Raw genomic sequence first — 21,667 nt, forward strand, 5'->3', positions numbered from 1 at the left:
CGTGCGATTACCTATTACCAGGCTGCGAGCTATGGTTTCACCCATCGCTTATTGAACTGGGCCGGCAGCGCAAACACTTCTAAGCAATAACTCTCCTCTGGTCATCCTTGCTCGTGACCACCGTGGAAAATGGTCCCGATCCCGGATTCGGCAGGCTTGGGGCGACCCGCTTGCCAGGCAAGGCATGCGTCGGGTCTATGTCGATGGTGGGGAGGTGGTGCAATCATTCCTGCGTGATGGATTGGGTGATCACCACCGCTCCGCTGCAAATAAAAGGGCGCGCCCCGCCCTCGATCATCAACCGAAACCTTGGATAGCTTCTCTGAAGGGTTGGAAAGGAGCTCCAGGATAATCTGCGTCCACTGGTCGTTTTCTTCCCGTCGCGAGGGGTAGAGAATGGCCAGTGAGCCGCGGTCAGGATTGATCTCGGCTGGGTTGGTGACGGTGTTACCGTCACAAGCGAAAATAGGGTCCAGTCTGGCGCCGCCCTCCGTGACTGGATGGGACAGCTAGTTGATTTTTCTCAAATTTAGAGGCTGCAGATATCGTTTAATATCTGAGACGAACCAGAGAGCGGTGGTTGTAATGCTAGAAGTTGACCCGTGTACGCTGACGTGTCCAAATTGCGGCGCTGATCTTCAGCCTGCCGTGCATCGGTTCGCCTCGTTTAAAGATTTACTTAGATTGAAGTGTCTCGAGTGCGGACGGGATGTCGCTGGCGACGAGATTCTTCAACTTTTTGACTCCCTTGAGTATCAGCTCAGGCAATTCAGACCAAGGGAATAGGCACATCATGTATTGCCGCTACCTGCTCCAATCCCCGTTTTAGCGAACTCATCGAGCTGTCGCGACCATTTTCAGTGACGACAAATTCAGGTCGCGACACATACCTCCCATCGCGCTGCCAAGAGTTCATTTACGAGGTGCTGGCATCCGCATTCAGCAAAGGATTGCTGCAACGCCAGAGCATTCCTTTGACTACAAGGTAGCGACCGTCAGGTGTCGCCGGATACATGTCGGAAACGCCTTGTTATTCCAAGTGCCGTGGCTTGGCTCGTACTAGACCGCACTGGCACCACCAGAACGCATCTCAGGTGGCAACGCTTGGGGCGTCTGACGGCGGCATCTCCGGGAATTCGTCTTTGCACTTCAAGGTCTGTTAGCACCAAACAGATGATTCAGTGATGCGCTTAGCAGCTAAGGCTATACAAGGCCGACAAACGAAAGAATAACTAGGACGATCACAACGACCCCGACGATGTAGATAATATTGTTCACGAAAACCACCTCTCTATCTCAACAGGATTGCGACACTGATGTGTCATAATACAAATGACACCTCGCACCCAGCTCCGTTCCGCGAGTCAGTCTCAGACGTGGCGCCATCGCATTAATGCCCCCTATTCGCGATTATTAAAACATTCTCTTGTCGCCACTTCATGTGTATCGCTGTTTTAGTGTACTGTTAGGAGACTACTTACATAGAGATTGCCCATGTCTAAGCTTGCAGAATTTCGTCAGTTGGAAAAATACCTCGCCGAGCAACTTGAGGCACTTGAAACCTTGAAGGGCGATGCTGGCCTGAAGAAAGAAATTGAATTTGAAACAAAACTGCGCGCTTTACTCGCCGAGTACGGCTATAGCCTGCTGAACGTGATCAATTTGCTTGACCCAAAGGCTGGTCGTCGCGCACCAGCTACCGAGGCAAAATCCGGTACGAGAAAGCCACGCCAAGTGAAGGTTTACAAAAATCCAGAAACTGGCGAAGTGGTGGAAACCAAGGGTGGCAACCACAAAACACTGAAAGAGTGGAAAGCGAAATACGGCTCCGACACCGTAGAGTCTTGGCTCGCCAAGTAAGTTTGGTTGGAGTACAAAAGGGCCCGGGAGGGCCATTTTTGTTTGAGATGTTGATGAGATACGGGCTTAGGTCGTGCCTCGGACATGATCCAAATCGTTTCGCCAAACCGAGGTTCAGTCGATGTCCGTACGCCTAGATCAGACTACTACGGAACTTTTCTGAGACTGAGCGAAGACAACTCTGTCATCGCGTTTTAAAACTTTAAGCCCTGTGTTATTTGGTTGTACATCTTGGTTCTTCTGTGGTTGCTGGTGTAGCCGCCTAGTGACGAAATCGTTCCGCTCTGAATGTGATCTAGATAGCGAAACATCTTTCGAGGTGATATGAATTTAATCTTATAATCTAATTCTTTCATCCTATCCTGAAGCTCATAGCCTGGATTGCGTTCGTCCATTTGAAAATGCAAGCCGTGCTTTTTGACCAGCCTAACGTTCCATAGGGTGCAAAAGCTTTTTAGGTGTATTTCTCTATATGGTTTCGGCTCCCTTGATCTTATGCCAAGCGCCTTCAGGCCACGCCTGGTGTAATGTTTAAGAAAGCGTGATGACACTCTCCAGGTAGAGCGGAGAAAGCCTCTATTCAGCTGCTCTAGGCATCCAACGGCTGCTACCTCGTGTTGGTCGATGCACTGCGCGATCATCATGTTAAAAACTTCAAGGTCATAAATGAAGGTGTCGGTATGCAACAAAAATAGATATTTCGTTTCAACGAGACTTAAAGCGAGATCAAGAGCTCGACCATGCGCAATATTCCCGGCTTCAGGATGTTCTATTTTTCGCTCAATCAAATTGATCCATTTCAAAGCTCGAAGATAATCTGTGCTTGAGTCTCTGGAGTCATTGTCCACCACATAAACTGGAACACCTTCTTCTTGTATAATATTCTGTAGGAGTTGGAGACATGTTTTGGTTAGCTCGAGCGACTTGTAATTAACCAAGGCGATACTATAGTTTGTCTTTTTGGGGGGCTGGTCTTTCATAGCTCACGGGCTCTCGGATTTGACTGCCTTTGTTGGGGGGCTTGGATTTACTGTCTGAATTATAGGGAGTAACAACGCAGCCTAAGCTGCGTAGTCCCCCCCTCCCTCAAAAAACTATGATCCTCCAATCCTGAAAAATTAAAAATGGACGCGCGTGATTCAATTGTCATAAAAGACCAGACTTCATATTGCAGAGCCTTTTTTTAATAGTGAATGTAATGCCTAGCTGTCTTGCTTTAAAGGTATTTGTTGTTTCGTTATTTCGTTATTTCGTTATTTTGTGCCTGGAGACTTATAATTCATCTCCCTTGCAGATGAATTTTTTGACAGGTTTGTCGATATGGATCGACGATGCTATGGGATGTGGTTGTCCCCAATAATCGTCACTCCTAATTGGGAGGCGAAAAGATTTTAAGACGTGATTCTAAGACGAAGGCAAGCCAAGGACGATAGAGTTCATAGCGTGCGATTCAAATACAGGGGCCTCATTTGAGTCAAGAGGTAGGCGTGTGTCCTCGGACGGGTTGCCCGCCGCGCTATAAAAATTTCAGATATAGATCCAAAGCATCAAGCGTTTTGTGCTTTACCTATCAAGTCCACTCGGCATCCGGGCTGGGCATCGTGAACCTGCAGGGTCATGTCATGTAAACGTGCCACAGCTGAAACCATACTTAAGCCCAGGCCATTTCCTGGCGTATGACGGCTGGACTCTGAACGATAGAGTCGACGGAAAACAGCTTCTCGTTCCTCCTCCGGTATTCCGGGCCCACGGTCACGGATACTGATTCCGCAGTTGTTAGCGTCTGCCGAGACTGTTACTTCAACGTCACTTCCGTCCGGTGAAAACTTGATGGCGTTATCGATGAGGTTGCAAACCGCATCAAACAGTAACTGCGAATCCCCCATTACTGTGTCGACTCCCTCGCATGGCTTGAACTCTAGATTCATACCACGTTCTTCAGCGAGAGGCTCAAAGAGCTCAACTGCATCAGCGCAGATTTGATTGAAACCAACAAGGGTAAAATTACTGCGTCTAGCACTGCCTTCTATTTCTGAAATGCGCAGCAGTGCCCGGAAGGTTTGCATTAGACCCTTAGCATCCTCAATGGCTGTATCGATAGCGCTGGCGTACTCTTTTTGCGTCAAGCTACGCCGTTGTGCACGTTCCAATCCAGCGATCAAGCGAGTCAGCGGTGTTCGCAAGTCATGAGCAATATCGTCGCATACACCTTTGACTTCACTCATCAGCCGTTCAAGTGCATCCAGCATGCCGTTTACCACGCCGGCAATACGGTCAATATCGTCGTTATTTCCCCGTGTAGGTAAACGCCCACTGAGATCGCCTTCCACAATTATTTTTATGGAGCGGCTAAGTACGTCTAAACGACGGCGAGCAGATACGCCTAATGCAATCGCTCCTAGTAGCCCAACTACTATAAGTAGTGAGCCACCTGAAACCAGAGCATTGACCAAAAGCTCGTCAAACTCACGAATATCGTGAATGTCCTGGCCGATCAGAAGAGTGCTTCCATCATCCAGTTTGTGAACAAGGTAGCGGATAGGCCGATCATGCCCGTTAGCTTTATCCCAGAAAAATTCCGCAGGCTTATCGTATGCACTGAACGTAGGCAGGGTTGATAGCGCCCCCGCAATCGTTGTACCTGCAGAGTCGAATAGCGTATATGGGAGCCGCCCTTCGGGGTCTTGTTCCGTATGTTTAAGTATTTCTGTACGTCGTAGCGCAGGCTCTTGGGCGTTTTGGCGGTCTACCTCTCGATGCAGTGCAGTATCCACCTCTGAGATCAGATATCCGGTAGTCTGCCAATAAATATAACCAAATAACGCAAAAAACGAGCACCCAAATAATGCCAGGAACATAAGGGCTGTTCGAAAGCTGATGGTACGTGGAATCTCACTCAGGCGAACGTAGGACATAACCAGCCCCCCGAATGGTTTGGAGCATTGGAGAATCGCCCTCGCCATCAATCTTATGACGCAGACGACCAATATGAACATCTATCACATTGGTGCGGTCGTCATAACTATAATTCCAGACAGCTTCGAAGAGCATGGTTCGCGTGACGACTTGCCCGGCATGTTGAGCGAGATACTCTAGTAACGCGTATTCACGAGGTAATAAGTCAATCTGTCTTTCGCCTCGGCGCACTGAGCGTCGTAGTAAGTCAATTTCCAGATTCCCAATGCGCAATCGACTGTCTCGATTTGCTGCGGAAGGAGGTGCCCTTCGGCGATTCAGAGCATCTAGTCGAGCAGTCAGCTCAATGAACTCGAACGGCTTGGTCAAATAGTCATCGCCTCCTGCACGAAGGCCTCGAACCCGCTCATCTAAAGCGCTTAGCGCACTGAGAATCAGAACCGGTGTGGTGATGCCGGAGGCGCGCAATGCGGTAAGCATGCCTAGGCCGTCAAGCGCTCCAGGTAGCATGCGATCAAGAACAATGATGTCGAAGGTATCACTAATGGCCGCTACCAAGCCTTCACGACCATTGTTTACCAGGGTTACGTCAAAGCCATGGTCGTTAAGGGCTGCCTCAATCTCCCGTGAGGTGACGGGATCATCCTCGATAACCAGTACGTGGGTCATAGGCGTCGCGCTGAGCTCCGGGCTGAAATTCATAGGTCGATGTAAATCAAGCGACCCCTTTGATGGCATAGTGTGCCAAGCCAGTCTATACACTGAGCTTCCGAGAAAATGAAAAAAAGTTTATTTAAGTCTTTGCGAGGTTTGTGTGCGTATTCTAGTCATTGAGGATGATGCCCGTACCGCTTCATACCTAGTGCGAGGACTCGGAGAAAGCGGACATGTCGTCGATGCCAGCGAAGATGGTCGTGACGGTCTCGCTATGGCGCTCGAGGGTATCTATGACGCTTTGATCGTTGATCGATGCCTACCCGGTATGGACGGTTTGTCGTTAGTTCGAGAGCTACGCAGGGAGGGGATGCAGACGCCAGTATTGATGCTCAGCGCCTTAGCCTCGACCCAGCAGCGTGTTGAGGGGCTTAAAGCGGGTTGCGACGACTACTTGGCGAAGCCCTATGCCTTTGTTGAAGTATTAGCTCGACTGGAAGGATTATTGCGCCCGAGAGATCAGCAACCTGGTAAGGCGAGTACCTTGTGTATTGGCGAACTGTGCCTTGACTCTGCAGCTCGGCAGGTAACATGGATGGGGCGCACGATATCGCTTGCTCACCGCGAAACCTTGATTCTAGAAAAACTCATGAGACATTGTGGTGAGGTTGTTACTCGCTTGATGCTACTTGAGAGTGCCTGGGACTATGAATTCGATCCAAACGACAACGTTATCGATAAACATATTTATCGCTTACGTCGAAAGTTAGATGATGGATTTGGAATTGCGCTAATTGCTACCATTCCTGGCGCAGGCTATTGCCTCAACGTGGTGACGAACTTTTCTGAAACTCCCGCTCGGTAATAACCAGAGCTGAAGCAGCAGGTTGATGAAATGTTGGCGTATCATTAGAGCAGCTTTTTTGCTGCCGACCTATTACTCGGATTGTCGGTGTACCCCGCAACCCGAGCAGGTCGTTTTGACTGTTTTTTAAAGGATGAGTCCTACTGCCACACGGCGAATAAGCGACTCTGGTTATGCGTCCTTGCGGCAGCTTTCCCGACTGCAATTCATGGCACTTAAAGCGCATGATTAAGTAGTCGGCTGCTAATGAACTTGATGAGTAAAACGTCCTGTCAATTCGAACGTGCGACATCGTTGGACGCCGTTTGGTGATTGCTGGCAACGGCGGTTGCGTGTTCAGACTTTTGGTACGTTACCATCGCAGACTCTCTTGCGGCCTCCATCTTTGCAGCTACTGTATCGCCGCCGCCTTCTGCCATCGCAGCTACAGAAGCACTCATCAAGGTTACGATCAAAAGAGCTTTCAGGGTTTTCATGGCAAATCTCCAGTGTTTAGGTTTAGCCATCACAATGTTTGCTGGCTTGGGCTAATACTAAAGCTGGTTGTATTTCACGCTCTTCCCCGCAAAATGAATTTTTTGACAGATAAATATCCGAGGTGCGCTCTGTGTGACTTCCGTATCCCGGAGGCCATTTCTTCCCACCACTATCTGCATTCCCAGTGAGTACGATAGCAATGTAGAAGTGGCCCTGCCTTTCCCGACCTCTCTTCGGCAACAACGAGTACAGGATGAAAATATGAGCAGCGAATGGAGGTGTGAATGCCCGGTACGAAGCGCACGAGAAATAAGCTCTTCGCGTCGTGACGCTCGAAAAAGGCCTTGCTGCTCTGAATCAGTTCAGGGTGGAGGCTCAATGGCCAGAAACCAAGAGTTTTGCGCGGGTGTCGATGCCCTAGCCAGAACGAAAGACCATCCCCACTTCAGCACCTAATGTCGCGGCGACTAACAACGCACAGAGCAATAACAAAGGAACTTAGCGCAAGGATCACGGCAGTGCCTGGAACAACGGCTCCGATGATCGGAACTGACTCGGAAAGAGCCAAGAACAATACCGCCAGATAGACAGCATGAGGATGCACCGTGAGGAACTCAATGATCGTTTAGACCAGGGACGACATCATTCGTGGGCTGCCTATAAAGTACCGGTGATGAGACCATCAGGCCCGATAGGTCAGACGACCACTCTGAAGGGGTAAACGGTAGTGGGAAATTCCTCGGTGCCTTTTTCAAAGCGCCTAATTGGCTTAAGAGCAAATGTCGTATCGAGCATTTTCCATTTTTAGACTAGGCCCATCTCAAGGTTGGGGCGACCACACAACGTAGTCATCAGTGAGGATGAAATCCGTACGCGGAAAATTCGGCTCACACAACATGCTGTCAAGCACCAACTCGACACTTGTAGTGCTCCTGCTCCCCCACAAGCCGTTTAGCCGTACATTTCTTCAGCGCTGCGGGCCTTGACGGCGAAGGACACCAGCACTACCAACACACTGGCCAACACTAACGATGAACCAACTGTGCCAAAATCCAAACCGCCTTTTTCGTGAGACTTGGTCAAAAAATCGCCGAGTGTCGCGCCGAACGGTCGGGTCAGGACAAACGCCAACCAGAAGAGCAGCACTGTGGAAATCCGCGTGTAGAACTTGGCCAGCATCACTGCGGCAATCGCTGACCCGATCAGCAATGCGCCGCCAGCGAAGCCCAGGCCGGAGTCATCTGCCAGGTAGTCGCCTAACGCTGTGCCCAGCGTGTTGGAAATCAGAATTGCCGCCCAATAGAACAGCTCGCCCTTAGTGGTATGGATGTTGTTTACCGACAGCGTTTTTTCGCTCAAGCGCCAGATCGCAAAAATGGCGATCAACAGGCTGATCAGAATTAGCGAGCCGGACGCATAGCCAAGGCCCAAGGTGCGATCCATAAAGTCCGACATGGTGGTGCCTGCGGTACTGGTGGATAGAATAACGATCCAGTACAACACGGGATTATAACTTTTCGAAAATAGCTGCAAGCTAAGTGTAATCAGGAAGGCACTTATCAGGATCATTGAGCTGATCGCATACCCCACGTTCAGCGTCATCGACAGTAAATCACCGGCAGTCTCGCCGAGGGTGGTGGCGCAGATTTTCATCGCCCAGAACGCCAAAGTTATTTCTGGCAGCTTATTCAAACTGATAGAGGTGCTCATAGAGGGGATTCCTGGAAACGGATTAAAGCTATAAATTACAGCGTCTAAAATCTCGCCATTTGCATCGGACTCACATACATCTATTAGGGATAACCGGTATAGTTTGTGAGGGTAACGATCAAGCTATAGCGCGATGTATAGATGAGCGCAGCTTAGGGTGTAAAAGATCAAAATTCTGTCAAAGAACACTCATAATTAAATTTATTATTCGTGTCGTTTCTGGCGCAAACTCAGCACTAAGCTTTTACTTTCTTGCCCCCTTGTAGGGGGTATTCAGTTCAAGGGATTTATTTAATAGGGACTCGCAAACAAATTTATTGCGTTTTTTTTACGTTAATAATTGTCGCAGACTAGACTTTTTACTTGTGCCTTGGAGGTATGGTTCGTAATTTAGGCCGACCATAACCTTCATGTAAATTATATGTGCAAAGTATTATGATGCAAGCAAGTAATTTCTTGCACGCCCAATACTCGGATTGTCGATGCTGTTCGCAACCCGAGTTGAATTTTTTATTCTTTTAACCTGATAGCCCCTACTGTAAGCTGCGAGTAAGCGGCTTTTTTAGTGGTTGTTTGTAGCAGGTTCTTTGGCTGTGGCCCATGGCAGTTAAAGCGCACGAGCAAGTCGGAGGCTGCCAAATAATTGATGAGTATTGCGTAGTATTAATTTGTGCATTCGACATCGTTGGACGCCGCTTGGTGATTGCTGGCAACGGCGGTTGCGTGTTCAGACTGTTGGTACGTTACCATCGCAGACTCTCTTGCGGCCTCCATCTTTGCAGCTACTGTATCGCCTCCACCTTCTGCCATCGCAGCTACAGAGGCACTCATCAAGGTTACGATCAAAAGAGCCTTCAGGGTTTTCATGGCAAATCTCCAGTACTTAGGTTTAGCCATCACAATGTTTGCTGGCTTGGGCTAATACTGAAGCTGGGGGCATTTCACGCTCATCCCCGCAAAATGAATTTTTTGACAGGCAGATGCCTAGGTGTGTCCTGTGTAACCTCCATATCTTGGGCACCATTTCTTCCTACCACTATCTGCAGTCCAAGCGAGTGAGATAGTCATGTAGAAGGGGCGCTGCCTTCCATATTTTTCTGCGGCACCGACGAGTACAGGATGAAAATATGAACAGCGATAGCCCTAATACAAATGTTGAGCGCCTTCGGATTCCGCGCACGATCTGGGCGTTGGGCTTTGTTAGCTTGTTCATGGATCTATCGTCTGAGCTGGTACACAGTTTACTGCCTGTGTTTTTAGTCACTACGTTGGGCGCGAGTGCATTGACTGTCGGAGTGATAGAGGGGATCGCCGAGTCGACGGCCATGTTCGTCAAAATATTTTCTGGCGCCATCAGCGACTTTATAGGGCGACGCAAAGGACTAATGCTACTTGGATATGGTTTGGCCGCCCTGACCAAGCCGCTTTTCCCTTTGGCTCATACAGTCGAGGTGGTATTCACTGCTCGCTTTCTGGATCGTATCGGTAAGGGGATTCGTGGCGCGCCGCGTGATGCACTGGTCGCAGATGTTTCGCCACCAGAGATCCGGGGCGCCTGCTTTGGGTTAAGACAATCGATGGATACCGTAGGAGCCGTTCTTGGCCCCGCTCTGGCCATATTGCTGATGTTGTGGCTCGCAGATATACAGCTTGTACTGTGGGTTGCAGTGATTCCTGCAGCGATAGCGGTGACTCTAATTGTCACGGGAGTAAAAGAGCCCGTACACGCCCCCAGCGAACACAAATTTCGCTCTCCGATTCACTGGAGAGCCTTGCTCGACTTCTCGTCTGGATATTGGTGGGTTGTTGTCATTGGTGGAGTATTTACGCTAGCCCGGTTCAGTGAAGCGTTTCTGGTATTACGGGCCCAGCAGTTAGGCTTTTCGGCCACCTGGATTCCTCTGGTGATGGTGGTCATGGCACTTTTCTATACCTTGTCTGCTTACCCCGCCGGTTGGCTATCTGATCGTATCAGCCGTACGAAACTGCTCGTTGTGGGGATGGGGTTACTCATCCTAGCGGATCTGGTGCTTGCTCAGTCCAGCTCTGCCATTACGATGATGCTGGGCGTTGCATTGTGGGGGCTTCATATGGGATTCAGCCAAGGCATTCTTGCCTCGCTTGTAGCCGATAAAGCGCCTGGAAAACTTAAGGGCACCGCCTTCGGTATTTTCAATTTGGTCAGTGGTGCATGCATGCTGATCGCCAGTGTTCTTGCGGGCTGGCTATGGCAAAGCATCGGATCAGACAGCACCTTCGTGGTGGGGGCATTGATTGCTTCAACAGCTCTTCTCTTACTGTTGCTGAAGAATCAATAATTCCTCAGGTCAGATCATCTGCTCACTGGAACATCAGGGGCTCATTCGTCTCGTCCGTCAGATCGATATGCCGCGCCGGCAGTTTCTGCCAGTCCGAAGCCTACCAATAGGTGGAGGCCAAGGTTGGGTTTGCGCCATGACAGCATAGCGCTCGGTATCGGTTGCATGGCTACGATAGATATCGAAGCCTTCGTAAGTATCAGTGCCTAACATCCGGCGACGAGTAGTCCCTTTGGCCCAACTTGGCCGGCTTGAATCCCCAGATAGGACAGTCCGAGAAGTGCCGGCCACGCCGATCCAAATGCCAGCCCTTCAAGAGCTTCGCAAATGTAGCTTTGTTTGTGCCGGGTGTTACTCGTGTGAGTGGCCGTGTTCAGCGCTTTCGGTGGTAGTAACTTTTTTACCACCATCGCATGCCGTCATCAGGCCAAGGAAGCAGATCAGGAGCATCGAACGGAACAGTGTTGTTTGGGTTTTCATGGGGATACCCTTTAAAGAAATGGATGAAAGAGATTTTCCGTGATTGAACGCTGCCTCTCGACTGCAGCACAGCCATCGCCGTCTCGGATTACTGCTTGACGCTCAAGTAATCGCCGGTCGCTTTGAGTGAGATGGTCACGTCACTGTTGCTGCGGTTACGCCAGAACCAGCCATGAGTACCGTCAAAAATCGCAGTAAATTCCCCCTGGTTATCTTTGACTTGTTTGCCCTTGCCATAACTGTGGAAATAGCCCTTTTTAGCATTGTAGGGCTCACCATGGGTCTCGTAGTTCACTGGCCCACCAAGCGCTGTCCATGCATAGCTGACAGTCTTGCCCTTCAGCACTTCCAGCTTGATTTCTTTCCCTTCACCAGGCTTCAGCGTGACGGTGATTTGATTCGTTTTCAAAGCAGGAGCTGATGTTGCTTCAGATTGAGGAGCAGGTTTCGCAACAGGTTGAACTTGCGCAACCTGCGGAGCAGGAGCAGGAGCAGGAGCAGGAGCAGATGCTTGCGGCGCAGCTGCATCCGCTAAAGCCTCCTGGGCAAGGATGATCTTCAATTCGCCCATCTGGGTCAGCCCCAGTGCTCGGCCCACACCTGTCGGATCAATGGCGTATTCCGAAGGCATTACGACCGTTACCAGAAGACCGGCAGCAACCAGCATTGCTATGACAGTCGAACGTACCAGTTTGCGAGTGCTGGGCAATTCATTAACAGATGGAAGCGGAGTATTGAACATAGTCAGAATTCCTTACGCGGAGACAAACAGGCCGGTGATCTGGTAACCCATCAGGAGGAAGCCGGCACTCATCATGGCGACGTTGGCGGTGTAGGCGTGGCGCCAGAAACCACCTGTACGCCGCCAATACCCCATCAGAATGAGAATCGCGCTGAGGGCCAGCAATTGGCCGATCTCAACGCCAATGTTGAAGGCGATCAGGTTCGGAATCAGTCCATCAGGAGAGATCTCGTACTCCTGAATCTTCGTCGCCAAGCCGAAACCGTGGAGCAGGCCGAAGATCAGCGTGGCCACCTTGGTGTTGGGTTGGAAGCCGAACCAGCGCTGGAATGCACCCAAGTTATCGAGCGCCTTGTACACCACAGAGAAACCAATGATGGCGTCGATGATGTAGGAGCTGATGCTGATCTCGGTCAGCACGCCAAACAGCAGCGTGACCGAGTGGCCTACAGCGAATAGCGTGACGTAGAGCCCCACGTCCTTCAGACGGTAGAGGAAGAAGATCACCCCAAACAGAAAAAGCAGGTGGTCGTAGCCCGTCATCATGTGCTTGGCGCCCATGTAGATGAATGGCAGCAACATGACGCCGGAACTCTCCTGGATGAAGCCCTTGTCACCTTCCGCGACGGCATGAGCCATCGCCTCGGGCATCCCGAGGAAAAGTGCAGCGACAAGTAAAAACAACAGCAGTAGCGGGCGGTGCGATGGCGCAGTGAATGCGACAACGCCACTCATTGAGTGCGAATGCATAGATCAATCCTACGTTGCAGGGATCAAAGGCCGCAGTGCGGCCATGGTCAGGATGCGAACGAAGGACGGGGCGGACGCTCGATCAAGAAAATCGGCGGACGAGGGACGGAATATCTGCGCGCATCAACTCGTATGGATAGCTTTGGCTGTGCAGCCAAACTCAACGCGGACGTGAGCTGTGGCGTTTCGTGCTGATGATCAGGGGTCAACGGCGAGTGGTAATGATCCGAGTAGCTCGCGCTCGACATCTCTGCCTGCTGCTCATGGGAGTGATGTGCGTCTTGCGCAATCTCCCAGGCTGGCTGTTTCGATGTCACCGACAACGTATAGGTGTGCCCGGCCCAAGCCACAAACATGGCGAGAGCAAGTGCGATTACCACCGTCATTGTCAGTGTTCTGCTGAACATAGTGCTCGGGTTTCAACTCGTTTTGTAGGGCTTTGATTCGTTTGACCACATCCCCCTGGGGGGGATACGATGCCAGCGTAATTCATTGAGGCCTGAGGCTCAAGTCATGAGTGAGCACGAACACGAACACAGCCATCCCCACACCCACCAAAGTCATGAGGCGATCATCAAGCGCCTCAAACGAGCGGACGGCCATTTACGCGGGATCATCACCATGATCGAAGAGGGTCGTGAGTGCGTGGACATTGCTCAGCAGTTGCATGCAGTTGAGAAAGCCATATGTCAGGCAAAACGAACGCTCATCCAAGATCACATTGACCACTGCCTTGAGGACACCGTTTCGGCGCTGGGCAATGGCGAGCGTGCACCGCTGGAAGCTTTCAAACAAATCACCAAGTACCTCTAGGTCTGATATGCCCAACTTCGCTGAACTCTTGCAACAGGGTGGTTCGCACGCCTGGCTGTACTTCCCGAGCGCCATTTTGCTCGGGGCCTTGCATGGCCTAGAACCTGGCCACTCAAAAACCATGATGGCGGCTTTCATCGTGGCCATCCGTGGCTCGGTAAAACAGGCCGTATTGTTGGGGCTGGCTGCAACGCTATCGCACACCGCCGTAGTGTGGCTGGTCGCCATCGGCGGCATGTATCTGGGCAAAGGCCTGGACGCTCAAACCACTGAGCCATACTTCCAGCTAGCATCCTCCGCCCTGATCATCGTAATTGCGCTGTGGATGCTGTGGCGTACTTGGCGCGGCGAGCAGATGTTCAAGTTCGAGCAAGGTGATGATCACCACCATGGCGAGCATGAGCACGGCCATCATGATGAGACCCACGGAATCGATACTGGCCATGGTCGTGTTGAGCTGTCGATCTTCGAAGACGGCGCGCCACCGCACTGGCGCCTGAAGACATTGACCGGGCACGCTTGGGCAGCCTCAGATGTTCGTCTGATGACTACTCGTCCTGACGGCAGCACCCTGTCGTTCACCTTCGTCGAGCGCGAGGGCTTCCTGGAGTCGGCAGTCGATATCCCCGAGCCTCATGAGTTCAGTGCTCGCTTGAGTCTTGGGCACGCGGGGCACTCCCATGATTATGACTTGGACTACCAGGAGCATGATCACGGCCACGCGCATTCCGAACTGGAAGGGTTGGAACTGTCGATTGATGGGTATCAGGACGCACATGAACGTGCCCATGCCAACGATATCCGTAAACGCTTCACTAACCGCGAAGTCACCACCGGCCAAATCGTCATGTTCGGTTTGACTGGTGGTTTGATTCCTTGTCCGGCTGCCATCACCGTTCTCTTGCTATGTCTTCAGGTCAAAGAGGTCGCCTTGGGTGGCGTGCTAGTCCTGTGTTTTAGCATTGGTCTGGCACTCACACTGGTGACTGTCGGCGCAGCGGCGGCTATTGGCGCCAAGCAGGCCTCCAACCGCTGGCCTTGGATGGCTGCTGTTGCCCGTCGAGCGCCTTACCTATCCAGCGCGCTGATCATCGGTGTCGGCCTTTACGTGGGCATCCACGGTTGGATCGGCTTGAGCGCATAGGCAGGCATATCAATTAGGTAAAGTGAATAGAGTGGGATGCAACTGAGGTTCAGCTTCCTCCTCTGTCCTATGGTGTTTGTAGTTGTCTAATGTAATCGGACACCTGTTTAGGCGGACGCTCGAAAAAAAGCTATCAACTATCAGCCACCCATTTCAATTAGGTAGATCCTACGCAACTGAACTCACCAAACTAGGATGGCGGGGGCTACTTCACCAGAAAATTGCTGTAGTCGAACGCGGTTTATTGCTAGTCCAGCAGGGATTAGGCATAAATTATGTGTGGCTGCTTGGTGTAAGTAAGCATATGCTGCCCGACTTCATATATGCCAATAAAAACCAACCACAGTAACGTTATGAGCCAATCAGAGACGCGTGCGACTGCCCTAGCGCTGTATCCAGAGGACTCCCGCGAGGCGGCGGCTCTGCTGAAGCAGGCCATACCACTCATGGTGCGTCACAACATTCCACCGAATCCCGTGCACTATGCTCTCTGGTACACCTACAGCAAAGGTCAGGAACCGGAGCTTAATCGTCAATTGGATAGGGTTGTTAAAGATTTCGACTGTTTCCCTCCTGAATCCGCTTCGAAGCTTTTTCGCGACTACATCATTCGTGACGAATTGGAGGACGCCCGCGCTGGACAGCAGCAAGCAATCGATCTGGTTGACGACATGGAGCGTGATGTCTCGCACAATATGGAGGGCAATCTCAACTTTCAGGCGAGTCTTGGGCAGTGCATGGAAATGCTTGAGGAGCCGGTCAATGAGAGGTTGCCCGCAATATTAAGCGAGCTGCAGCAGAGCACGCAGCACATGCAAGATCGGCAAGAGCTTTTCCTCTCCCAACTGCACTCTGCGCAAAATGAGATTAAAAGTCTGAGGAACAAGCTCGAGCTCGCCCAACTGGCCGCGACGCTGGATGGTTTGACTAAGGTGCTGAACCGAGCCACCTTCACTCGCTTACTAGAGCGGGCGCTGAGTAACGTTTCTCATGGGGTGGCGTTGATTATGCTGGATATCGATCATTTCAAGCAATTCAATGACCAGTACGGTCACCCTTTAGGCGACCGCGTACTTGAGCATGTTGGTCAGGTGTTACGGAGCTCACTCCCGCCTCAGGCCCTAGCGGCACGCTATGGTGGTGAAGAGTTCTGTATAGTCCTGCAGGAGTGTTTTGATCTCACCAGTGCTCATACTTTCGCTGAGCAGCTCCGCCTAAAAATTCAGTCCCTGCGGATCAAGGCTCGTGGCACGGATGAGGTGCTCGACACTGTAACTGCGTCCTTTGGTGTCGCCCTCGCCAAGGCTGGTGACAATGTGGAAAATCTTCTGACTCGTGCCGATGATGCGCTCTATCGAGCCAAGCGCAGTGGGCGTAATCGAGTGAACTGAAACTGGCGTTCGGGCTCTTGCTGCCATCAGATAACTCCACAGGATATGGGCATTCGATTCGCGTTCCTTCTACCTGGCTGCCGAACTATTCTGCCATTCAGATCGCCGGGGGCGCACTAGACCAGTCGAGTGTTGTAAGTGACCAAGAGATAAAGCGGATCCCTCGGTAGTCCGAATACTTCTTCATAAAAAGTTTCGAAGTTCTAAAAACTATATGTGCGCCCTTCGTGCTCACCCAAACGCAACAAGCGGACGAGGTAAGTGGCTAAAAATGGGTTCTTCACGGATCGTCGGGAAAATTTTTTTCGGTCACTTGGTTGACCGCCTGGATTTTGAATTCTTCGAGATGATGCTGGTTGCTCGTGACACCTCCTAATGGGCCTCATTCTAAGGCTTGGATGTATCTACGAAACTAGGGGCGATTAGTTCGTTTTGCGCCAATGTCGGTCCACTGTTGTTGTTCCAAACCCGAGCTTACGAGATACCTCTATTTTGCTGAGCCCTTCGGATTGGAGTTTTTGAATGGCATTGCGATTGTTCTCAGCATTTGCCCAAGAGCTTCCAGATATTCCATTGCTCTTCCGCGCAGCCGTAAAAGAGCAATAAGGCCATGCTTTGACACCCCGCATCGCGGGGCTATAACATGTATATGTGGGGTTTCGATTCCTTTTCTTCCTAGCGTTCCTCCACACACACATACACAGGTACCGCATGCCAAACGGAGACTGCGGAACCAAGTCTCACGCTGGCAACTGTCCAAACCCAAGCTACCTTGGGAGGATTCAGCTCATTCGCAACGGAGCAACTAGTGATTTACGTGCTTGACCCCAAGAGCCGCGCAGTTCATGCAAGGTCGCACTGTGAGGTTGAAGGCTTCTGCTTTCTGATAACTATCACCTCAATTAAAACGGGCAAACGAGACCGTGCGGCGATTGTCCGTTGCGCCTACGAGCTCCAGAACTATTTGAATTTCGCACAGGATGTTCTCATTGAAAGCGTACAGATGCTTTGCCCGCCGAGTGTGGACGGTCGGGGATTTTGGAGCTTAGAGGACGTGATCCATGTTGTCTGTTTCAGGGGGGCCGAAGCTGACGAATCAGCAGTGGTTTACAAAACAGCGACAGGTACCTACAAGCTCGGAGAACTCGATCTTCGCAGAAAAAAACTCGCCATGTCTGGTACTCGGAACATGGTCTCCATGCTCGTACTCCCCAAGTATCCGATCGTGTGCTAAATGAGAGCGAGTTGTTCCTTTATGCGGCCTTGCCGTGACTTCGCTAACCATGACCAGTAGGGAGCAGCGTGTTATTGGCCCCACACTGATTTCGTTACTGAGCTTTTGCTGACCCGTCCGAGCGCCCGTCTGAAGCCTGTATAGGATTACCGCGCCTCATCGTGTGGAGTTGAAGGAGGTGACTGCAAAAAGTAGTGAATGGGCGGGGGACAATTTTTGTTTCTTCCATGAATGGTGACCCACCACCAGTGGGTAAAAACTAACCCACTACGGGAATCGTTATGAAGGGCAAACGCAAAGTCAAAACACTCAAGTGGCAGAATACTGCGTCTCTCATTGCACAGGCTCGCTGTGGAGTCGATCGGCGCACGGCGCGGGCTTCACGATTCCTTGATGTCGCTTTGTCGCTGGGTAGAGAATTTGAACCTGTGGGCCTGCTGGCAGGTGGCAGAAATCCATGCTCGCAGGAAGAGTGAGCGGACCGGTTTACCACGTTTATCGGATACGGCTGGAAGCGTCATTACACATTCCAGCCGACGCTGATGAACAAAGAATTCACGAAATTATCGCGGCGGGCTTCGAGCCTACGAGGATAAAGGCTTGGTGCGAGCAGAGCCTCTTCAGCACTGACGCGCTCAGCCAGGTTATTTCGATGAGCACTCTCCATCGCCGATTAGCGCGCGGACAGCGCTTGACTTTGGGTCAGAGTGATCGATTGTTTCGACTCGCTCATGTAGCAGCCATGGCCCAAGCGGTGTTTGGGAGCAAAGAAAAAGCACGGTTTTGGCTATGCAAACCAAAACTGCGTTTTGCGGGCACTCCTCCAATTGTGCTGCTTTCGACCTACCTGGGCACTCACTTGATTGAGGAATTGCTCATTGAACATGCTGATAGGTTGCGTTTTGAGTAGTCGAGACTATAGACGCGGTGCTCAGATTCACGCGGCCCCCGGCTCGACATGGCTGCCGGCCTACTAATTATCTAAGTGCTCAGCGAGCGATGTCCGGTTTATTCACGTAGGTGCGACAACCGCGATGAACAACACCAAGAATTTACTCATGCAACGCCGGATTGGCGCTGCTGGTTATCGCCGTAATCCAGATCGAGCAGTCCACACAACAAATCGGTGGGGGCAGGGGGAGCTGAGCAGAAAAACGGAATCTACTTACCCGTGCGGTTTCCTTGAGGCCAGTTCGACCACTTTGCTGTCGTTCATCCTAGCTTTGAGCACACAATTCTCGTTTATCAGTACATCGTTGATGGAAGCAAGACTGGCGAGCTTGGTCTGCAGCTCTTCGATCTCCTGACAGTACACTGCGGACTTTTTGCGTTCCACAATCAAGTCTTGTCGTTTCAAATCACGCATGGCACTACTGGAGCGACCTTGAGCCTCTCGGATAGCTTCGGCAATTGTACGGACCCGCGGGACTGCGCGTTGTTCGGTGCAGCGGTGATCAACGGATGGCATCGGTCCCGTGTTGGGTGGCCGCTATGACCTGGGGTTCCTCACCTATGAAACCTTTCTCAATCTGGCGCTCGGATCGCCGCGCCTGCTCAACCAGCTCGGCCTCGTCGTACTTTACGAGGGGCAGTTCATCACGGATCCGAATCGAAGTATTACGGTCGAGCTGATCTTCGCGCTGGTGCGTCGCGAAGCGCTGGAGCGGTTGTGGGACGCATGGGAGCGCCTCAAATCACTGGCTGACCCGAGCGACAAGAAGCGCTCCGTCAAGATCATCCTCGACGCGGTGACTTCCGTGCCGTCGCTGCGGGAGAGAATGGATACAGAAGCGACAGAACTGAACTCTATTGGAAACAGTCACCTGATTCGGCATTCGGAGATCGGCCAAGTGGCGGTGATCGATATGGATCAGGTCGACTACCTGTTCCACCGCCTGTTCGCTATGATTCAGCTAATGCTGAGAAAAAAGTAGAAGTTCGGTCGCTCAAGCGTCATGCGGCGTTAGTGATGCTTCGAGCGGTGTAGGAGGGCTTTCATCAGGTATGAACGATGAGCCAAAAAGCTAAGCGCGTTCCACCATTTGTAGGCGTAATTTTTGCACTGCTAAATGCGACACACTAATACTAGAAGTTAGAAAACGGCCAGCAACTGCATGCGGTAATTCTGCGAAAGACTGACATGGTATGAAGGTTAAGATGCAAGTCACACCTAGTGACAACTTCCCCACATCACCACTGACGGACTGCCTTGAGTCGCTGCTACCAAAGCTCCAGTTGAGTCAGGCTGCGACAATGGCTTCACGATTCCGCGCAATCTCGAAATCTTTATTTCTTAGTTCTATTAGTGTTGCTACATGTTTCTTATAATCTGAAATTGGCAGGCCGGTTTCAAGTTGATACATGAGTTCTTCATGCTTGTTATCAAATGTTTGTATTGCTCTAATCATATGAACTGAGCTGATTGTTTCTGCGTAATTTGCAACTGAAGCGAAGGCCAGATTTATATAAGTCTCTAGAGATCGCTCATCCAAATGTCCAGTCCACTGCATAACTTCTGCCATGAATGTGTGACTATCGAGTAAGGCGCGGCGAAAGTCATCTTCGTTTGCCATGTGGTGGCGCCTGATGAGTAATGCAAACAGGTTAGTAATAAATGCGTGACGAAACATATGCGCGCACACTTGCTCATTGATATTTGCATGGATTCGGAGTTTCGATATCTCATTGGTGATGGTCTCGCTACTTAGTTTTTTTCCCGTACGCTCTGATGTAAACAAGAAGCGGTGATCTGGTCCCGATCTAAAGCCGGAGGTTGACTTCATGTTTTTACGGCGTGAAGTCTCAACAAAAGTTTTGATGTCGTGCAAAAGCATTTTAGTAACAGGGATATAGCGTACGGCGTCATGGCCTTGTTTAAATGTTTCCATTCGGAGTGAGGGATGCTCCATGTCATAGGCGGCAAGTATGTCGTCTACAGTTATATTGGCAACTTCCCCTCTGCGTGCCCCCGTGTATTCCAGCAAGTCAAGCATGCAGCGTCTGCGATGCTTAATAAAGCTGGATGACTCAATCGTATACGCGGCCTCTTTAAGTTTTTGAATTTGATTTGATGTGATAGGGTTTCGTCGATGGATACGAACTTCTTGCCCTAGAGAATGATGATGTAGATAGCTTCTGTTTATTTTTCTTCCAGATCTTGTTGTTATTGTGTATGTCAGTTCCACCGCACGAATCACACCTTCTGATGATACGAAATTATTATCCCCATGAACCCTGCCTACAAAACTTAAAAAATCAAGACAGATTTTTCCCGTAGCCAATAGGGACGTTTCTGTCTTCTTAAGTTGAGACGGATTAAATTTACTCTTTTCTTTTCGAAGTTTTTCTATGAAACAACAAAAAAGAGAATCGTTGAGGGCGAATGGAGAAATATTGTTGTCATAACAAAATCTAATTAGTTGCGAAATTTGTGATGCGTAAACACCAAGAGTTCCACCCTTTGAGCCCCTTCGTGATAGACCGTTTCGCCCGCTGCGACCTTTACGATCAAGAAGTGAAAGCATATATAGATTGGCTATTAAACACGGCGCTCCATTAGGCCAGATCATAAAAGGTATTTTGCTTGCGTCGCGAGTAGTGAGCTTGTCGACGGAGAAGTAGTTGAATACTTCGAAGTTTCCCAATGTGCTGAAAAGGGCTCTCTGGGAGATGTTACTCACGATTAGGTTCCTCCTTTCTATACAAGTTGATGTTGGTCACAGGAGAAAGGCCAATTGGTTCTTTTTTTTCAAATGTCTCCATGTCTTGAATAAGGGATGGCGTCATACTTATAATGGCTCGGAGGGTCTTGAGAGAATCCTCAGTTCTTTTCTCACGAATGGCTGAGTCCGGCGCATCTCTTATAGTTTGAAACCCATTCATGGCTGTCGAGATGGCTTGTAATAGTATGTAATTGATTTGTCGCTGAACTTCTAATTCTGCTTCCAATTCATTAAGGCGTATATTTAGTCCTGATTTTGTGCGTTTGGTTGCACGAAAGTTTTTGCTTTGGAGTGTGCTAATTGAATCAAGAGCTTTCTTTCTTAAGTGATCAAGCTCTTTGAATCCCCCGCTTATAGTTGTATCTGCGTATGATTTTAGTGTGTTAAGGCTCATTGGTGGCTTATGTATGATGCCACCGTCTTTTTTATCAATAGATAGTTCTAGTGCGGCTAAGGCTCCCTGGCTTTTGATCGCTATTATTAGTTTTTCATGGTTGTTGGCTAGTTGAGGTTGCTTTATAAAATCTAGTAATAGAGATCGTAACTCAACTACGGTTGATCGGATCTCGTCGTATCGTGAAGTAGACATGT

21 protein-coding genes and 1 pseudogene are annotated in these 21,667 nt (G+C 50.4%); 10 read left to right on the plus strand and 12 right to left on the minus strand.

The genetic code is table 11. From position 1 onward, the window contains the following. Positions 1 to 169 precede the first annotated feature (169 nt). Positions 170 to 244: pseudogene (locus tag FHL16_RS34570) on the plus strand (dihydrofolate reductase family protein); the annotation flags it as partial. Positions 245 to 1,494: 1,250 nt separating this feature from the next. Beyond that, on the plus strand, positions 1,495 to 1,860 hold the full coding sequence (locus FHL16_RS27955) for a histone-like nucleoid-structuring protein, MvaT/MvaU family (RefSeq protein WP_017340953.1): 366 nt from the start codon (positions 1,495 to 1,497) through the stop codon (positions 1,858 to 1,860). Positions 1,861 to 2,054: 194 nt separating this feature from the next. Here FHL16_RS27955 and FHL16_RS27960 read toward each other — a convergent pair whose 3' ends face one another. The 3 genes from FHL16_RS27960 to FHL16_RS27970 all read right to left on the minus strand — a co-directional run bounded on the left by FHL16_RS27960 (position 2,055) and on the right by FHL16_RS27970 (position 5,445). After that, positions 2,055 to 2,840, minus strand: a complete 786-nt coding sequence (locus FHL16_RS27960; RefSeq protein ID WP_017340952.1) for a glycosyltransferase family 2 protein — start codon at positions 2,838 to 2,840, stop codon at positions 2,055 to 2,057. A 567-nt stretch (positions 2,841 to 3,407) separates the two neighbouring features. Further along, positions 3,408 to 4,775 (minus strand): sensor histidine kinase, encoded by a 1,368-nt coding sequence (locus FHL16_RS27965; RefSeq protein WP_031319144.1) that lies wholly within the window; start codon positions 4,773 to 4,775, stop codon positions 3,408 to 3,410. Beyond that, positions 4,753 to 5,445 carry a response regulator transcription factor gene (locus FHL16_RS27970; protein ID WP_031319143.1) on the minus strand — a complete coding sequence of 231 codons (693 nt, stop codon included), beginning with the start codon at positions 5,443 to 5,445 and terminating at the stop codon, positions 4,753 to 4,755. The genes FHL16_RS27965 and FHL16_RS27970 overlap by 23 nt, the downstream gene beginning before the upstream one ends. Before the next feature lie 145 nt (positions 5,446 to 5,590). Here FHL16_RS27970 and FHL16_RS27975 point away from each other — a divergent pair, with 145 nt between their 5' ends. After that, the gene (locus FHL16_RS27975) at positions 5,591 to 6,295 is read left to right on the plus strand and encodes a response regulator transcription factor (RefSeq protein WP_017340949.1); all 705 of its coding nucleotides are present in this window, start codon (positions 5,591 to 5,593) and stop codon (positions 6,293 to 6,295) included. Positions 6,296 to 6,567: 272 nt separating this feature from the next. Here the strand turns inward: FHL16_RS27975 and FHL16_RS27980 are convergent, their stop codons facing one another. The 3 genes from FHL16_RS27980 to FHL16_RS27995 all read right to left on the minus strand — a co-directional run bounded on the left by FHL16_RS27980 (position 6,568) and on the right by FHL16_RS27995 (position 9,349). Further along, positions 6,568 to 6,771 carry a co-regulatory protein PtrA N-terminal domain-containing protein gene (locus FHL16_RS27980; protein WP_017340948.1) on the minus strand — a complete coding sequence of 68 codons (204 nt, stop codon included), beginning with the start codon at positions 6,769 to 6,771 and terminating at the stop codon, positions 6,568 to 6,570. A 952-nt stretch (positions 6,772 to 7,723) separates the two neighbouring features. Beyond that, entirely contained in the window at positions 7,724 to 8,464 is a 741-nt protein-coding gene (locus FHL16_RS27990) for a COG4705 family protein (RefSeq protein ID WP_031319074.1), read from the minus strand. A gap of 681 nt (positions 8,465 to 9,145) precedes the next feature. Next, complete coding sequence (locus FHL16_RS27995) at positions 9,146 to 9,349, minus strand: co-regulatory protein PtrA N-terminal domain-containing protein (RefSeq protein ID WP_052909673.1); 204 nt, start codon at positions 9,347 to 9,349, stop codon at positions 9,146 to 9,148. Between the two features lie 260 nt (positions 9,350 to 9,609). Here FHL16_RS27995 and FHL16_RS28000 point away from each other — a divergent pair, with 260 nt between their 5' ends. Next, on the plus strand, positions 9,610 to 10,800 hold the full coding sequence (locus tag FHL16_RS28000; RefSeq protein WP_017340946.1) for an MFS transporter: 1,191 nt from the start codon (positions 9,610 to 9,612) through the stop codon (positions 10,798 to 10,800). A gap of 351 nt (positions 10,801 to 11,151) precedes the next feature. On the opposite strand, the gene FHL16_RS34785 is transcribed toward FHL16_RS28000, so the two are convergent. The 3 genes from FHL16_RS34785 to FHL16_RS28010 all read right to left on the minus strand — a co-directional run bounded on the left by FHL16_RS34785 (position 11,152) and on the right by FHL16_RS28010 (position 12,772). After that, positions 11,152 to 11,280 (minus strand): hypothetical protein, encoded by a 129-nt coding sequence (locus FHL16_RS34785; protein WP_256578041.1) that lies wholly within the window; start codon positions 11,278 to 11,280, stop codon positions 11,152 to 11,154. Between the two features lie 88 nt (positions 11,281 to 11,368). Beyond that, positions 11,369 to 12,022: a hypothetical protein gene (locus FHL16_RS28005; protein WP_031319142.1), complete on the minus strand. Its 654-nt coding sequence runs from the start codon at positions 12,020 to 12,022 to the stop codon at positions 11,369 to 11,371. 12 nt (positions 12,023 to 12,034) lie between these two features. Then, positions 12,035 to 12,772 carry a HupE/UreJ family protein gene (locus FHL16_RS28010; protein WP_031319141.1) on the minus strand — a complete coding sequence of 246 codons (738 nt, stop codon included), beginning with the start codon at positions 12,770 to 12,772 and terminating at the stop codon, positions 12,035 to 12,037. A 513-nt stretch (positions 12,773 to 13,285) separates the two neighbouring features. Between FHL16_RS28010 and FHL16_RS28020 the strand changes: the two genes are divergently transcribed. From FHL16_RS28020 to FHL16_RS28050, 5 genes are all read left to right on the plus strand, one after another. Then, the gene (locus tag FHL16_RS28020; RefSeq protein ID WP_017340942.1) at positions 13,286 to 13,585 is read left to right on the plus strand and encodes a metal-sensing transcriptional repressor; all 300 of its coding nucleotides are present in this window, start codon (positions 13,286 to 13,288) and stop codon (positions 13,583 to 13,585) included. Between the two features lie 7 nt (positions 13,586 to 13,592). Beyond that, positions 13,593 to 14,729 carry a nickel/cobalt efflux protein RcnA gene (locus tag FHL16_RS28025; RefSeq protein WP_017340941.1) on the plus strand — a complete coding sequence of 379 codons (1,137 nt, stop codon included), beginning with the start codon at positions 13,593 to 13,595 and terminating at the stop codon, positions 14,727 to 14,729. 353 nt (positions 14,730 to 15,082) lie between these two features. Beyond that, the gene (locus tag FHL16_RS28030) at positions 15,083 to 16,120 is read left to right on the plus strand and encodes a GGDEF domain-containing protein (protein WP_031319140.1); all 1,038 of its coding nucleotides are present in this window, start codon (positions 15,083 to 15,085) and stop codon (positions 16,118 to 16,120) included. Positions 16,121 to 16,928: 808 nt separating this feature from the next. Further along, positions 16,929 to 17,354 (plus strand): hypothetical protein, encoded by a 426-nt coding sequence (locus FHL16_RS28040; protein WP_238706202.1) that lies wholly within the window; start codon positions 16,929 to 16,931, stop codon positions 17,352 to 17,354. 457 nt (positions 17,355 to 17,811) lie between these two features. Further along, on the plus strand, positions 17,812 to 18,264 hold the full coding sequence (locus tag FHL16_RS28050; protein WP_017340936.1) for an antitoxin Xre/MbcA/ParS toxin-binding domain-containing protein: 453 nt from the start codon (positions 17,812 to 17,814) through the stop codon (positions 18,262 to 18,264). A gap of 255 nt (positions 18,265 to 18,519) precedes the next feature. Here FHL16_RS28050 and FHL16_RS28055 read toward each other — a convergent pair whose 3' ends face one another. After that, positions 18,520 to 18,720: a hypothetical protein gene (locus FHL16_RS28055; RefSeq protein ID WP_017340935.1), complete on the minus strand. Its 201-nt coding sequence runs from the start codon at positions 18,718 to 18,720 to the stop codon at positions 18,520 to 18,522. Positions 18,721 to 18,829: 109 nt separating this feature from the next. Between FHL16_RS28055 and FHL16_RS34270 the strand changes: the two genes are divergently transcribed. After that, positions 18,830 to 19,288: a hypothetical protein gene (locus tag FHL16_RS34270; protein WP_017340934.1), complete on the plus strand. Its 459-nt coding sequence runs from the start codon at positions 18,830 to 18,832 to the stop codon at positions 19,286 to 19,288. Between the two features lie 306 nt (positions 19,289 to 19,594). On the opposite strand, the gene FHL16_RS28065 is transcribed toward FHL16_RS34270, so the two are convergent. Continuing rightward, positions 19,595 to 21,034 carry a tyrosine-type recombinase/integrase gene (locus tag FHL16_RS28065; protein ID WP_031319138.1) on the minus strand — a complete coding sequence of 480 codons (1,440 nt, stop codon included), beginning with the start codon at positions 21,032 to 21,034 and terminating at the stop codon, positions 19,595 to 19,597. Further along, the gene (locus tag FHL16_RS28070; RefSeq protein WP_017340932.1) at positions 21,027 to 21,665 is read right to left on the minus strand and encodes a hypothetical protein; all 639 of its coding nucleotides are present in this window, start codon (positions 21,663 to 21,665) and stop codon (positions 21,027 to 21,029) included. The genes FHL16_RS28065 and FHL16_RS28070 overlap by 8 nt, the downstream gene beginning before the upstream one ends. Between the last annotated feature and the right edge of the window lie 2 nt (positions 21,666 to 21,667).

The organism is Pseudomonas sp. FSL W5-0299, from assembly GCF_005930655.1.
Classification (GTDB): Bacteria; Pseudomonadota; Gammaproteobacteria; order Pseudomonadales; family Pseudomonadaceae; genus Aquipseudomonas; species Aquipseudomonas mandelii.